This is a genomic window from Terriglobia bacterium (genome assembly GCA_036496425.1).
Taxonomy (GTDB): domain Bacteria; phylum Acidobacteriota; class Terriglobia; order 20CM-2-55-15; family 20CM-2-55-15; genus 20CM-2-55-15.
In genome coordinates, this window is record DASXLG010000184.1 from 1 (window position 1) to 13,942 (window position 13,942).

The 13,942-nt window shown below is 58.2% G+C and carries 15 protein-coding genes; 7 read left to right on the top strand and 8 right to left on the bottom strand.

Annotated features, from left to right (window positions below; translation table 11 throughout):
• On the bottom strand, nucleotides 1-1,766 hold a 1,766-nt coding region (locus tag VGK48_13000), incomplete at its 3' end, for an ABC-F family ATP-binding cassette domain-containing protein (protein HEY2382089.1).
• Between the two features lie 15 nt (nucleotides 1,767-1,781).
• Entirely contained in the window at nucleotides 1,782-3,050 is a 1,269-nt protein-coding gene (locus VGK48_13005) for a S41 family peptidase (GenBank protein HEY2382090.1), read from the bottom strand.
• A 42-nt stretch (nucleotides 3,051-3,092) separates the two neighbouring features.
• Here VGK48_13005 and ruvX point away from each other — a divergent pair, with 42 nt between their 5' ends.
• Together ruvX and mltG are read left to right on the top strand one after the other, a co-directional pair.
• The gene (gene ruvX / locus VGK48_13010; protein ID HEY2382091.1) at nucleotides 3,093-3,524 is read left to right on the top strand and encodes a Holliday junction resolvase RuvX; all 432 of its coding nucleotides are present in this window, start codon (nucleotides 3,093-3,095) and stop codon (nucleotides 3,522-3,524) included.
• Nucleotides 3,521-4,531 carry an endolytic transglycosylase MltG gene (mltG, locus tag VGK48_13015; GenBank protein HEY2382092.1) on the top strand — a complete coding sequence of 337 codons (1,011 nt, stop codon included), beginning with the start codon at nucleotides 3,521-3,523 and terminating at the stop codon, nucleotides 4,529-4,531. The genes ruvX and mltG overlap by 4 nt, the downstream gene beginning before the upstream one ends.
• Before the next feature lie 8 nt (nucleotides 4,532-4,539).
• Here the strand turns inward: mltG and VGK48_13020 are convergent, their stop codons facing one another.
• Nucleotides 4,540-5,424: a TIGR03435 family protein gene (locus VGK48_13020; protein ID HEY2382093.1), complete on the bottom strand. Its 885-nt coding sequence runs from the start codon at nucleotides 5,422-5,424 to the stop codon at nucleotides 4,540-4,542.
• 106 nt (nucleotides 5,425-5,530) lie between these two features.
• Nucleotides 5,531-6,088: a dTDP-4-dehydrorhamnose 3,5-epimerase gene (gene rfbC, locus VGK48_13025; GenBank protein HEY2382094.1), complete on the bottom strand. Its 558-nt coding sequence runs from the start codon at nucleotides 6,086-6,088 to the stop codon at nucleotides 5,531-5,533.
• 25 nt (nucleotides 6,089-6,113) lie between these two features.
• Between rfbC and folK the strand changes: the two genes are divergently transcribed.
• Nucleotides 6,114-6,635, top strand: a complete 522-nt coding sequence (folK, locus tag VGK48_13030) for a 2-amino-4-hydroxy-6-hydroxymethyldihydropteridine diphosphokinase (protein ID HEY2382095.1) — start codon at nucleotides 6,114-6,116, stop codon at nucleotides 6,633-6,635.
• On the opposite strand, the gene VGK48_13035 is transcribed toward folK, so the two are convergent.
• The gene (locus VGK48_13035; GenBank protein ID HEY2382096.1) at nucleotides 6,571-7,011 is read right to left on the bottom strand and encodes an ArgR family transcriptional regulator; all 441 of its coding nucleotides are present in this window, start codon (nucleotides 7,009-7,011) and stop codon (nucleotides 6,571-6,573) included. The genes folK and VGK48_13035 overlap by 65 nt on opposite strands.
• A gap of 76 nt (nucleotides 7,012-7,087) precedes the next feature.
• Between VGK48_13035 and argF the strand changes: the two genes are divergently transcribed.
• From argF to VGK48_13055, 4 genes are read left to right on the top strand one after another with little or no spacing between them, the layout of a single operon-like run.
• The gene (gene argF / locus VGK48_13040; protein HEY2382097.1) at nucleotides 7,088-8,086 is read left to right on the top strand and encodes an ornithine carbamoyltransferase; all 999 of its coding nucleotides are present in this window, start codon (nucleotides 7,088-7,090) and stop codon (nucleotides 8,084-8,086) included.
• Nucleotides 7,992-9,221 (top strand): argininosuccinate synthase, encoded by a 1,230-nt coding sequence (locus tag VGK48_13045; GenBank protein HEY2382098.1) that lies wholly within the window; start codon nucleotides 7,992-7,994, stop codon nucleotides 9,219-9,221. The genes argF and VGK48_13045 overlap by 95 nt, the downstream gene beginning before the upstream one ends.
• The gene (gene argH, locus VGK48_13050) at nucleotides 9,196-10,509 is read left to right on the top strand and encodes an argininosuccinate lyase (GenBank protein ID HEY2382099.1); all 1,314 of its coding nucleotides are present in this window, start codon (nucleotides 9,196-9,198) and stop codon (nucleotides 10,507-10,509) included. Before VGK48_13045 ends, argH begins: the two co-directional genes overlap by 26 nt.
• A gap of 24 nt (nucleotides 10,510-10,533) precedes the next feature.
• Nucleotides 10,534-11,760, top strand: a complete 1,227-nt coding sequence (locus tag VGK48_13055; protein ID HEY2382100.1) for an MFS transporter — start codon at nucleotides 10,534-10,536, stop codon at nucleotides 11,758-11,760.
• Here VGK48_13055 and VGK48_13060 read toward each other — a convergent pair.
• Genes VGK48_13060 through argC form a run of 3 tightly spaced genes read right to left on the bottom strand, consistent with a single transcriptional unit; the run spans nucleotide 11,757 to nucleotide 13,890 of the window.
• Nucleotides 11,757-12,224, bottom strand: coding sequence for an N-acetyltransferase (locus tag VGK48_13060; GenBank protein HEY2382101.1), 468 nt, complete (start codon nucleotides 12,222-12,224; stop codon nucleotides 11,757-11,759). The genes VGK48_13055 and VGK48_13060 overlap by 4 nt on opposite strands.
• Nucleotides 12,221-12,910: an acetylglutamate kinase gene (gene argB / locus VGK48_13065; GenBank protein HEY2382102.1), complete on the bottom strand. Its 690-nt coding sequence runs from the start codon at nucleotides 12,908-12,910 to the stop codon at nucleotides 12,221-12,223. The genes VGK48_13060 and argB overlap by 4 nt, the downstream gene beginning before the upstream one ends.
• The gene (argC, locus tag VGK48_13070; protein ID HEY2382103.1) at nucleotides 12,907-13,890 is read right to left on the bottom strand and encodes an N-acetyl-gamma-glutamyl-phosphate reductase; all 984 of its coding nucleotides are present in this window, start codon (nucleotides 13,888-13,890) and stop codon (nucleotides 12,907-12,909) included. The genes argB and argC overlap by 4 nt, the downstream gene beginning before the upstream one ends.
• Between the last annotated feature and the right edge of the window lie 52 nt (nucleotides 13,891-13,942).

Here is a 13,942-nt window from a genome sequence, read left to right on the forward strand (position 1 = left end):
TCGGCGATCTCCGCTTCGACCGACGCGATTTTCTTTTCCAGATTGTCGGCTTCGCGTTCCAGCTGTTCGCGCCTGTTCTTGGAAAGCGCGGGTGGCGCGGGGGAAATCAGGGGTCGCACCCCTAATTCCTGGGTTTCGGAATCAGGGGTGCGACCCCTGATTTCCCCTGCGCCACCTTCCCCCTCATTGAGCCATTCTTCAAAAGCGCTCAGCCGGTCGAAGGCGTGCGCGATCCCATCCTCGATGTACATCAGGTGCGTCGCGATTTTCTGTACCAGGTAACGGTCGTGCGTTACGAACAGGATCGTTCCGGGATATTCCGCTAACGCAGTCTCCAGTGCCTCCCGCGCCGCGATGTCGAGATGGTTCGTCGGTTCATCGAGCGCCAGGAGTTGAGGCGCCGCGTAGATGATCCTCGCCAGCGTCAGGCGCGATTTCTCGCCACCGCTCAAGCTCGCGACTTTTTTGAACACGTCCTCGCCGCTGAAGAGAAACTGTGCAACGTAAGAGCGCAGCTCCCCGTCGCTTGCGGTCGGGTCGAGATCCCGGATTTCATCCAGCACGCTCAACTGCGGGTCCAGATCCTGAAGTTGCTGGTCGTAGTAACCCACGTCCAGGGCTTCGTTCCATTCCAGTTCACCGTCGAGGGGAGATCGCGCTCCGACCAGCGTTCTCAACAGCGTTGTCTTTCCAGAGCCGTTCGCCCCGAGGATCGCCCACCGTTCGCCCCGCTGAACTTCAAACCGGATGCCCCGAACCAGGGGCTTATCGTCATACCCGACCGCGAGCGCCCGGGTTGTCAGAATGTAGCGGCTCGTACGCTCGACCGGCATGAAACGAAACTTCACTTTTTCGGAAGCGCCTCTCGGCTTTTCGATCGGTTTCACGCGCGCAAGCAATTTCCGTCTCGATTGTGCCTGCTTCGTCTTCTGTCCCGCGAGGTTGCGCCGGATGTAGTCTTCCTGCTTATCAATCCATTCTTTCTGAAGTTGCCATTCCTTTTCCTGACGCGCCAACCGCTCTGCGCGTTCTTTCAGATATTCCGAGTAATTGCCGCGGTAGTCCTGGATCCTTCCGCCGGAGACCTCGATGATTCGATTGGCAACGCGATCCAGAAAGAATCGATCGTGAGACACCACGACAACGGTTTTGTCCGTCTCTTTCAGGAATTTCTCCAGCCATTCAATCGACCGGATATCGAGATGATTCGTAGGCTCATCCAGAAGCAACAGTTCCGCATTCGAAAGAAGAAGCTTCGCCAGCGCCAGCCGATTCTTTTCGCCGCCGGACAGATTGCGGCTCGGCCGATTCAATGCGTCCTTCCCGAATCCGACGCCCTGCAACGCCGCCTGGGTTCGTGCCGTGTAGCTGTAACCACCCTTCAGCTCGAATTCATGCTGGAGGTGTGAATAGCGGTCGAGTACGGTTGTCTCGGCGCCGTTCGCGATCGAATGTTCGAGATCCCGCAGGTCCTTTTCGATGCGGCGCAGATACTCCGAGGCGCGCAATCCTTCTTCCAGGATGGAAGTGCCTTCGTGAAAGTCGGGAATCTGATCGAGCGTGCCGATTCCCAGCATGGATTTACGCGTCAACGCTCCGGAGTCGGGTTCATGGACCCCGCCGACCAGCTTGAGGAGGGTTGTTTTTCCAGCGCCGTTCGCGCCGATCAAGCCTACTTTTTCGGAGGGGTTGATCTGGAAAGAGACGTCTCGAAGCACGTCCTGAGATCCGAACGACTTCGAGACGCCATTAAGCTGTACGATCACGACCCGGTGAGCAGATTATGCTGCTTTCTTCGCTGCCGTAATCTTGCTCGGATCCTTCAGAATCTCGATCGCCTTATTCAACTGGCGGTCTTCTTCCTTAACCGGCGCTTTCGGAGTCACGGTGGCGGGAGGCGTGACATCGGAGTCGCCGCTCAGATCGATCGCCTCTTCGGAATACTGTTTGACTTCAATTGTGGGCTTGATGCCGGAGTCCGCCGGTTCCATCTCCTGAATTTCTTTTCCGTCCGGCGTGAAGTACTTCGCCGTGGACAACAGCAGGGCATAGCCGTCATCCAGCGGAATCAACTTCTGAACCGAACCGACGCCGAACGTTTTCACTCCCACGACCTGGCCGCGATGATTGTCTTCAATAGCGCCTGCAATCAGTTCGGCCGGACCGGCCGTTCCCTGATTCACGAGGACCGCCACGGGGGCTTTGGTCACACCCTGTTTCGGATCCGCCGAGAATGTCTGCTTCGCCTGTTTCTGTCCCTGCAACAAGGCCAGCGTCCCGGAATCGACGAAGAAATTCGCCACTGCGAGAGCTTCCTTGTCGTCACCACCGGCAGAGTACCGGAGATCCAGGATCACGCTGCTCGCCCCCTTCTTCAGCAGGCTATCCAGTTGCCGTTTTGCCTCCTGCGCCTTGCCTGAGGTGATGTACGGGATCTTCACGTACGCAATGTTGTTGTCGAGCATCTTCGCTTCAACCGGCGGCGATTGAACGATTTCACGAGTGACATTTATTGGTTCCGGATCTGCCCGGCGTGCTCTGATCACGGAAAGCGCCGCGGGTTTGCCGGCAGGAATGGAGAGCATGGCATCGATCTGAATGAGGTTCATCTCGCGCGTGGTCATGCCGTCGATGGACTCGATGATATCGCCGGAGTTCAGGCCGGCTTTAGCCGCCGGGCCACCCGGAATCGTCGATATGATGACGGGATATCCGAGCCGCGCAGGCTTTGCCATAACAACACCGATCCCCGGTGTTTTCTGTGGGTTGGCGGTGGATTCCTTATAAAATGTCACATCCCTCGGTGAGAGATACCCGCCGTACGGATCGACATTTTCGAGCAGACCGCGAATAGCGCCGTCGACGGCGGTTTTGACATTCGGGTCATCGACGTAGTCGTTCTGGATCCGGCTCAGGACCTCTGTGAAAATCGATAGCTGCTGGTACGATCCGTTCTGCGCGCTGACGCGCCCGAGCATGCCGCCGACGATGGCGTATATGACGAGGACCGAAGAGATCAGCAGAATCGAGTACTTACTCTTCGAATTCAAATGGAACCTCCCGAGGGTAGACGTAGATTCGAATATTGTATCATGAAAAATATGCGGGTTATGGCTCTCGACGTCGGTGATAAAACCATCGGCGTTGCCATCAGCGATGCGCTTCTTCTAACCGCCCAGCCCCGCCCGACACTCCGGCGGAAAAACCTGAAATCCGACCTCGAGACCCTCCGCTCGCTCGCCGCGGAGAACGAGGTCCACGAAATCGTCGTCGGCCAGCCCCTCCATATGGACGGAAAGCCAAGTGCCCAGAGTGATAAAGTGGCCCGCTTCAGCGAACAATTGCGTAAGGTCGTGGATCTGCCGATTGTCTTTTGGGATGAACGTCTTACAAGCTTTGAGGCCGAGCAGCATCTGGAACAGATGGGAATGAACTGGCGCAAACGGCGTGACCACGTGGATAAGATCGCTGCGATGATCATTCTTCAGAACTACCTCGACAGCCGGGCAGGTCATCCTGCATGAAACGTTTGCTCATTGTTTTCGCTGTGTTGCTTGCTGGTGCCGCCGGACTCGTTTTGTATGTTCACCACGAATGGCACACGACCGGGAGCAGCGCCGAAGGCGGTACCGTGGAGATCCCACACGGCCTTCGCACCCGTGAAATTGTTGGACTACTTCACGATAAAAAGGTCATCCGGAGTGCCGACAGCGCTCTGCTCTACATCTTTTATAGCGGAGCGCGGCATAAGCTGCAGGCGGGTGAATATGCATTCGATCACCCGATGACGATTCCCGAAGTCATCGGGAAACTGGCTTCCGGAGCCGTTGTCCTGCACAAATTCACGGTTCCGGAAGGGCTTACAACCGAAGTTATCGCGCAGAAGTGGCAGGAACAGGGTTTCGGGGCGGCAGAGGAGTTTTCGGATGCCGCGGCCGCCGCGACCGATCTGGTTCACCGCTTCGACCAGCGGGCCGCTTCCGTCGAAGGTTATCTGTTTCCTGAAACCTATTCGTTCCGGAAGCATACGACGGCCCGGCAGGCGGTTGAGACCATGATCGCCCGCTTCCAACAAATCGAAGGCAAGCTTCAGCAGACCGTTCCCTCCGACAAGTGGCCCCTCAATCTACATGACACCGTGATCCTGGCATCGCTTGTCGAAACCGAGGCGGCCGTGCCGGATGAAAGACCAATGGTAGCGTCCGTGTATCTGAACCGCCTGAACCGGCACATCCTGCTTCAATGCGATCCGACGGTGATCTACGCCCTTGAGCGGTCTTCTAAATATCGAGGCACATTGACGCTGGCAGACCTCCAGTTCAATTCGCCCTACAACACCTACGTGAAGCCAGGTCTGCCACCCGGCCCGATTGCCAATCCCGGCTACGCCTCCTTGCTTGCCGCAATTCAGCCCGCCACAACGAACTACCTCTTCTTTGTGAGAACGGTGGAATCCCGTCACACGTTTTCCGAAAACCTCGCCGCCCACAACCGCGCTGTCGCAGCCTATCGGAAATTAAAGAAGTCTTAAGCCCTTAGTTAGTTTTCGCTTGGCATTTTTAAGATATTGTCGACCGTAATCACATCCAATGGCGCCTTACGAGCTATCAGGCGAAGTCCCAGCTTCTGGAGGGCATCGAAAAGCGACGACGGTGATGAAGCCCCGTCGACCAGCCGAAGGACATCCGGAGGAAGAATGACTCCGGCGACCACCGCGGATCGAATCAACATGGCGCGGTAATCCTCCTGCGTCACCTCGAAAGAGATGTCGTACTTGCCTTTGTGCTCAGTCGTATCCACCACCGGGCGGTCCAGAAAACGTTCGAGGGTTCCAGCCAGCGTCGGCATATCGAGGCGCTTTGCTTCGAACTTGCCGTTCGAAAAGCTCAGGGAAGACCCACGGCCAAGGTTGATGGAAATACCCTGATTCGAACCTCCGCCGGTGAAAGCCTGTGGCGCTTTGGCGTCCACGTTCTCCGACTCCGGGTCTGCCGGAGCCTCGGTCATCTTTAATCCGCCTTTGTCGACTTCAAGCGCGTAAACCGGAAAATCCTTCTGCTCCCGGTGAAACTTGAGCTGGAACCGCTCCGCGAGGAGTGTCTGGATCATTTCGGGCAGTTGGGACGGCAGACCGCTGTCCGGCAGCGTGGCCGCAACGTCGAATCGACTGGTTCCAATCCAGTCAGGACCGGAGACCTGATACAGCTTCACGCGGTACGCCGCCGCAATGTAGTCCTTCAGTGTGAGATACGAGACGCGGACCTGCGCCCCGTCGATCCGAACTCCCCCGACCGTGCCTTGCGGCGGCGGCCCGTCCGGCGCCGGCCGAATCGACGCGACCTCGAATGCGGGTCTGGGCGGGTTCTGCGCAAGCATTGTGGTGGCGCTCAACATGATTCCCAGACCGACGCTTTTGATGTGCATAGATCCTCCTGTTATTTACAGGAGTAGATTTAGCGCGCTCGCTGTGCACTGTCGCCGGTGTTTCGGCGAACGGGGCATTCGGACCGGTGAACGGTGAAACCTCGCGTTATCTGAACGCTGGATTCTCCCGATACTGCTTCAGCGACATCTGGTTTTGATCGCGTTTGGAAAGGATTGGATCTTTGATGGGCCAGTCGATGCCGACTTCCGGATCATTCCACGCAATTCCGGCTTCGCATGAGGGCTGATAGTAATTGGTTTGTTTGTATTGCACTTCGCACACGTCCGACAAGGTTGCAAAGCCGTGGGCAAAGCCGACCGGAACCAGGAGCTGAGTTTTGTTCTGCCATGTCAGCTCGACCGTAAATGCCCGGCCAAACGTCGGCGAGCTCATGCGCAAGTCGACCGCGACGTCCAATATCCGCCCGACGGTGCAGCGGACCAGCTTAGCCATAGGCCCCCGCATGTCCTGATAATGAAGTCCGCGGAGGACGCCGTACCCCGAGCGGGAATGCGAATCCTGGACGAACTCATAATCCAGGCCGGCTGCAGCAAAATCCCGTTTTTGCCAGGATTCTATAAAAAAGCCGCGATCGTCCTGGAAGTGATCGATGTTGAGGAGGAGCAGTCCGTCGATAGGGGTTTTCGTGACGCGTGTTTTCATGATTGCGCTCGTTCCATAATGAGTCGTGATTGTTTATCTGGCGCTTGGTTCCAATGTCGGTGACCGCGAGGAACACCTCCGTTCGGCGCTTCGAGGTCTCGCGAGTCACGGTATTAAAATTCTCAAGTGCGCATCCGTTTATTCGACGGAACCTCGAGAAGTTCTCGACCAGCCGTGGTTCTTAAACACCGTCGTCCAGGCCGATACCATTCTGTCTCCCGGCAGCCTGTTGAAAACCTGCCTGGAGATCGAGGGAGAAAACCACCGAACCCGCGGTCAACTCAAAGGTCCACGAACGCTCGACATCGACATCCTATTTTACGGGAATGAACTCGTCCGGGAACCGGGTTTGACGATACCTCATCCCAGCTTTTCAGAGCGGCGGTTCGTTCTCGCACCGCTCTCTGAAATCGCGGCCTCTTTGATAGATCCCCTCAGCGGGGAGACGATCGAAAACCTTCTCGCGCGCTGCAGCGATACGGCTACAGTAACTCCCGTATCCGATGCTCAAGCTTTCTGGCGTCCTTCGCCGAACGGACCGCAATAAAAACCGTATTTTCTCCGGCAATCGTCCCGATGGCTTCCGGCCATCCCGTCTCGTCGAGAGCCTGAGAGACGGTGGAAGCGTGTCCGGCTCCGGTCTTGACCACAACGATATTCTGCGCCGCGGCCACATCGATCAGAAACTCTCGAATGATCCGCCGCCAGGAATCTTCAGCGGCCGGCATGGCCGCCGGGTCCGCATCGACGACCGCATAAACCCCGCCGGCTTTGGCCAGGCGCAGTTCCTGGATATCGCGGGAGAGGGTCGACTGCGATACGTTGATGTGCCTCGACTTCAACCCGTGCATCAGGTCGTCCTGGCTGGCGATCTCGCCGCTTCGGACCAGGTCGAGGATCGCTTTGTGCCGCTGGCGCTTCATGTCGATATGCTCCTGCGGATTATAGCAACAAAGGGATTGACCCCTCCAGGTACCCGTTGCATACTTATGCGTCTGTATGAATAACTATTCAGCAGCCGCACAGGCGGCACCATCGGACTTTTTATCGGCAAAGCAACTTCGGCGTCAGGATCTGTTCGAATTGCTGACGCTTTCGCGGGACTTGCGTTCCCGCACGATGTTCGCGCAGGCATTGCGCGGCAAGTCGGTGGCAATGATCTTCGAGAAGCCCTCGCTGCGCACCCGCGTGACCTTCGAGGTCGCCATCCGCCAGCTCGGCGGCTGGCCGGTGATCCTCGGTTCGACCGAAAGCCGGCTCGGGGAACGCGAACCCGTGCAGGATCTTGCCCGCAATCTTTCCTGCTGGGTGGACGCGATCGTGGCCCGCGTGTTCAGCCATGACGACCTGGAAACCCTCGCCCTCTTTGCGACGGTTCCCGTGATCAACGGCCTCAGTGATGCCGAACATCCCTGCCAGGCTCTGGCGGATCTGCTTGCGCTCTCGGAAAAATGGACAAGCTTTACCGGCAAAGAACTGGTTTATGTCGGCGACTGGAACAACGTCTCCCGCTCGCTTTTCCACGTGTGCTCCACCGCCGGCCTGAAGTTCCGGGCCATCTGCCCCGAGAACTACGGTCCCACAAAAGATGAGCACGTGGAGTGGTCGACCAGGCCCGCGGATGTCAAGGGCGCCGATGCCATCTATACCGACGTCTGGGCCAGCATGGGGCAGGAAGATGAGCTGGCAGAACGCATCGAGATTTTCCGTTCCTATCAGGTGAACGAAGACCTCATGGCGAAGACCGGCAAGCCGACATTATTCATGCACTGCCTTCCGGCTCATCGCGGGCAGGAAGTGGCGGACTCGGTTATCGAATCGGATACTTCCATAGTGTTTCAGCAGGCCGCCAACCGGTTGCCCGTGGAAAAAGCAATTCTCGTGACTTTTGTGGAGAACAGTTATGACTCAGAAGGTGAAGAAGGTCGTTCTGGCGTACTCGGGCGGTCTGGACACGTCGATCATCATTCCCTGGCTCAAGGAAAACTATGGCTGTGAAGTTATCGCCATGGCCGGGAATGTCGGCCAGGATGACGAGCTTTATGGCCTCGAAGAAAAAGCCCTGAAAACCGGCGCCTCGAAGTGTTTCATCGAAGACCTCCGCAGAGAATTCGTCACCGAGTACCTGTGGCCGCTGGTCAAATCCGGGGCGGCGTACGAAGGCAAGTATCTGCTGGGCACCGCGATCGCGCGGCCCTTACTTGCAAAACGTCAGATTGAAGTCGCACTGGCTGAAGGCGCCGACGCGGTTGCTCACGGCTGCACCGGCAAAGGCAACGATCAAGTCCGCTTCGAGCTGGCCTACAAGGCATTCGCTCCTCAGCTTAAAATCATCGCGCCGTGGCGCGAATGGAACATCGCGTCCCGTCATGACGCAATCGCCTACGCAAAAGAGCGGAACGTCCCGGTTTCCGCGACCGACGACAAGATTTACAGCCGCGACAGCAATCTCTGGCACATGAGCCACGAAGGCGGAATTCTGGAAGATCCCTCGCAGGCGCCGCCGGAAGATCTGTTCATGCTGACGCTGGATCCGCGTTCCTGCCCCGAAGGCGAAAGCGAAATCACCATCGATTTCGAGCAGGGCGTTCCCGTCGGCCTGAACGGCTACCGCATTCCCGCCGTCCAGCTGCTCGAAGACTTGAACGAAATTGCGGGAACCAACGGAATCGGCCGCGCCGACTGCGTCGAAAACCGTATTGTCGGAATGAAATCCCGCGGCGTTTACGAGACGCCGGGCGGAACGCTCATTACCGCCGCGCACCGCGAACTCGAGTCGCTCGTTCTCGACCGGCAGACCCGCCACCACAAAGATATCCTCAGCATCACATACGCGCAGTTGGTCTACGACGGACAATGGTTCAATCCCCTGCGCGAAGCGCTCGATGCCTTCTTCGAGAAAACCCAGGAAGTCATGACCGGCTCCATCACCATGAGCCTCTACAAAGGCACGATGGCCGTGAAGAGCCGCCAGTCGCCATTCAGCTTGTACCGACAGGACATCGCATCCTTTGACACCGGCAGTTACAATCATCACGACGCCGAAGGTTTTATCAACCTCCTCGGTCTTCCGGCTGCGGTGCGGTCCCGGCTGATGGTGAATCAATATGAAACTATGGCAAGGACGGTTTGAGGAGGAGAGCGACCCGGTCTTCGAAAAGATGAACCGGTCGCTCGGCATCGATGCCGTCCTCCTCGACGTCGATATCCGCGCCAGCCGCGCGCATGCGCGTGCGCTGCTCGGTTGCGGCGTGCTTACCCAGGACGAATGGAAGGCCATCGACCAGGGCCTCGAGCAGATCCTTTCCGAATACACGCCCGAGCAGGTCAAAGCCACGCCTTACGAAGACATCCATACGTTCGTCGAAGCGACCCTGGCTTCGAAGATCGGAGCGCCCGCCGGCAAACTGCACACCGGCCGCAGCCGCAACGATCAGGTTGCGACCGATTTCCGCTTGTTTGTACGCAAGGCGATCGGCCTCATTCTCGCCGACCTCGAAGCGCTCCGGCTCGCGCTTTCCGAAATCGGGGAGAAGTACGCCCGCGTCATTATTCCTGCATATACGCATCTGCGCCGCGCGCAGCCGATCCTCTGGAGCCAATACTGTCTCGCTTACGAAGAAATGTTCGGTCGTGATGCCGAGCGTCTCGAGCAATCCCTGAAGCGTGTCGACATTCTTCCGCTGGGATCCGGCGCGGTTGCCGGCTCCAACTTTCCGGTCGACCGGGAAGCCGTCGCGAAGGAACTCGGTTTCGCGCGAATTTCCGCAAGCACGCTTGATGCGACCTCCGACCGGGACTTCGTTCTCGAATTTCTCTCGAATGCCGCAATCCTCCTCGTTCATGCCAGCCGGATCGCCGAGGACTGGATCATCTACTCGACGGAAGAATTCGGGTTTCTCGAATTGTCGGAGAAAGTCACCACCGGCAGCAGTCTCATGCCGCAGAAGAAAAACCCCGATGGCTTTGAGCTCATCCGTGCCAAAGCGGCCATGACGACGGGGCTGTTGACGGGCTTTCTCGGTGTGATGAAAGGCCTGCCCACCGGCTACAACAAAGATCTCCAGGAAGATAAAGAAGCATTCCTCAAGGCGTTCGAAAACGTGAGGCTGGTGTTGAGCGTGTTGCGTCTTTCCGTTCGCACCGTAACGTTGAAAACCGATCGGCTCGAGAAAGCTGCCGCCGATTCATTTATGGGTGCGACCGATCTGGCGGATTTTCTCGTCATGCAGGGCATACCGTTCCGGCAGGCGCATGAAATCGTGGCTCGAGCCGTGCGCGCCGCGCTGGATGAAAAGAAGCAGCTCAACGAAATTGACCTGAAACCATTTTCGCCGCTCTTTTCGCAGCTTCCATCCGACTATCTCGCGCCTGAGAACATCGTGAACCGGAAGCTCCACTCTCCCGCCTTGAAGTCTTAGGCGCCGATGCGCGCCGAGTCGCAAATGGTCGGCAGAAACGCGGCGTACTACGGGCTCACGATCGTCACACTGCTGAACCTCCTGAACTACATCGACCGGTACATTCTTGCCGCCGTCCTGCCCCGGATGCAGGCGGAGCTTTCGCTGACGAATTCACAGGCGGGCTTTCTCGCGACCGCGTTTCTGCTTACCTATTTTTTGACCTCACCGTTCTTCGGAGTGCTGGGCGACCGCCTTTCACGAACCCGCCTGATGGCGCTCGGTGTTGCGGCATGGAGCGTCGCCACCGCCGCAACCGGCTTCATGCGCAACTTTGTGCAACTGCTGGCCGCCAGATCGTGTGTGGGAGTCGGCGAGGCAGCTTACGCGACGATCTCGCCTGCGCTCCTCACCGACTACTTCCCGCGCGAACGCCGCGGCCGCGCCTTCTCGATCTTCTACGTCGCCATCCCGGTCGGGGCGGCCGCCGGGTATCTCCTCGGCGGATTTATTGAAGCCGAGCTCGGATGGCGCGCCGCCTTTTATGTGGTCGGGCTGCCTGGTATTGCGATGGCATTGCTGGCGTTGACGGCTGCAGACCCGCCGCGAGGCTCCGCGGAAGCAGCGGCGGCGACCGAAACCGCAGATCCGTTCGCCGTAGCGCTGCGCGGCCTCTTTACGAACTTTGCATACGTCGGTACAGTCCTGGGCCTGATCGCCTACACATTCGCGCTGGGCGGTCTTCAATTATGGATGCCTAAATTCCTCACTGAAGTTCGCGGACTCGAACTCGCCAGAGCGGATTTTCTGGTTGGAGGGCTGACGGTTGTTGCGGGCTTGAGCGGCACCTTTAGCGGCGGATACCTGGGCGATCTGTTCGCTGCGCGAATGAAGCACGGCCAGCTCTGGCTGTCCGCGCTGTCCAGCATCGCGGGAATCGTTCCCACCTGGCTGGCCCTGACGGTTTCGTCGTCTCCCGGCTATCTCGTGTGGCTTTTCATCGCCGAGTTTTTCCTCTTCCTGAGTACAGGGCCGGTGAACGTCGTGATCGTCAGCGTCGTTCCGGTGCGGACACGCGCTCTGGCGATGGCGGGCAGCATCTTTGCGATTCATCTTCTGGGAGACGCGATTTCGCCCCCCATCGTCGGATGGCTTGCCGATATAAGCAGCTTGGCGAAAGCCGTTCTGATTATGCCGGTTGCGATCGCGGTGTCCGGCGTGATTTGGACGGTTACCGCGATGGAACGGGGAAATCAGGGGTCGCACTCCTAATTCCCCCGTTTATTCAGATCCATCACCATCGCGATTTCATCGCAATTGCCGTACTTCGGACAGGCCACGCAGTCCTTCCACACTTTCATCGGAAGGTCTTTGTGCTCCACTGTGCGGAAGCCCATCTTCTGGAAGAAGCCCGGCGCCAGCGTGAGGGCAAACACCTGAGAGATCTTTTCGGACCGTGCCTTTTCAATCAAAGCCTGCACAATGGCGCTGCCGGTTCCTGTATGAGGCTTTCCCGGCGCTGTCGCCAGTCCATAGATTTCCGCGCTGTCGTTGCCGTATTGCTCGAGGCCGCCGCAGCCGATCACATCGCCGTCAATGTCCGCGACGAGATAGTCCGCAATCGCGTTCGCGATGGCTCCGTGCGAACGCGGCAGCATCCGGCCCTCCGAAGCATAGTGTCCGATGATGCGCACGATCGTTACCACGTCGTGTTGTTCCGCCCGTCGAATATTCATGATGCCACTCCGAAAATCGTCCGGCCGACGCGTACGGTGCCGATGCCCGCATCCATCGCAGCCTTCACCGCGCGCAGTTTCGGGATCATTCCGCCGCTCACGAAGCTCGCGGACAGCAGTTCGTCCGGCCTGCTGGAGCGGTCGATGACAGCGCCCTCGCCATTCCTGACGCCTTCAACATCCGTAAGAAACACCAGCTCCCTGCATCGAAGCGCAACGGCAACACCCGCGGCCGTTTCGTCGCCGTTCACATTCAAAATCGACTCCGGTCCCATCGCAAGCGTCGGAATCACTGGAATCTGTCCCGCATCGAGTATGGCATTCAGCGAAGCTGCATCGGCCGTGACGGCAGTTCCCACAAGTCCCCAAGGCCCGGCCTTCTTCGCCGCCCGAACCGCGCCGAAAATGCCGGCCGCCGCCAGGCCCTGACGTTGCAGCTCGCCGACGAGCGCTGTATGCACTTCTCCGAGCAATGCCGTGGCTACCGCCGCGAGCGTTGTCTCGTCGGTTACGCGGAGCCCTTCGATGAAGGTCGATTTCACATTCATCCGCTCCAGCATACGCGTAATCTGGATTCCGCCGCCGTGCACAACAACCATCCTGGGGCTCGAAACGCGCCGGATCGCGGCCACCGCTTTGGCCGGATCCTCCAGCAGAACGCCCCCCACTTTCACGACTGTCGTCATGATGAAAGTCCCGCCGTGGGTTCGCAATTGAACATCAGATTCAAATTCTGCAGCGCCTGTCCTGCGGCGCCTTTGACCAGATTATCCAGCACCGAAACGATCACCGTATTCGCGCCTTTCGACGCGACCCCGATCGTGCACAGATTCGTCCGCGCGATCGCGTGCACGTTGGGCAGCTGTCCGGACGGCAATACCCGCACAAACGGTGATTTTGCATAAGTGTCAGCCAGAATGGAATGCGCCGATGCGCGATCAGCCATCCGCAGCGTCACGGTATTCAAAATCCCTCGCGTGATCGGAATCAGGTGCGGCGTGAACACGAAGCGGTCCAGCGTTCCGCCGCGCAGCTGCGAGATCATTTCCGGGGTGTGCCGGTGTTTCAGGACGCCGTAGGCGCTTATGTTTTCATTCACTTCACAAAAATGCGTTTCCGGCTTCGGCGCGCGGCCGGCGCCCGAAACGCCCGATTTTCCGTCGACCACAACCGTGCAGTCCGGATCGATCGCATTCGCATTGTAGAGCGGAATGAGCGGCAGTACCGCGGCCGTGGCATAGCATCCCGGGTTTGCCACCAGCTTTGCGCCGACAATCGATTCCGCCATGAACTCCGGCAACCCGTAGACGGCTTCTTTCAGCAGTTGCGGCGCCGTATGTTCGAATCCATACCACTCCGGATACTGCTTTGGATCCTTGAGCCGGAACGCCCCGCTCATATCGACAACCCGAAGTCCCGCATCCAGTAATTCCGGCACCAAATGCATCGACAATTCATGCTCCGTCGCCAGTACGACCGCGTCCGGTGAAAAACTACGCAGTTTTTCGACGCTGAATGCTTCAGCTCCCGATCTCTCGTCGGCTTTCGAAGCAAACCGCCCGGCAATCTCGAAAGCGGGGTGGGCGCCGAGCAGCCGGTCCAGTTCCTGGCCGGCATATCCGGTGACTCCGACGATCGCTATCCGGTGCCGTGCATATTTATTCATAAGGGTGAATATTTAACCATAAGTGACGCGCCAAACGGGAAACTATTTCTTC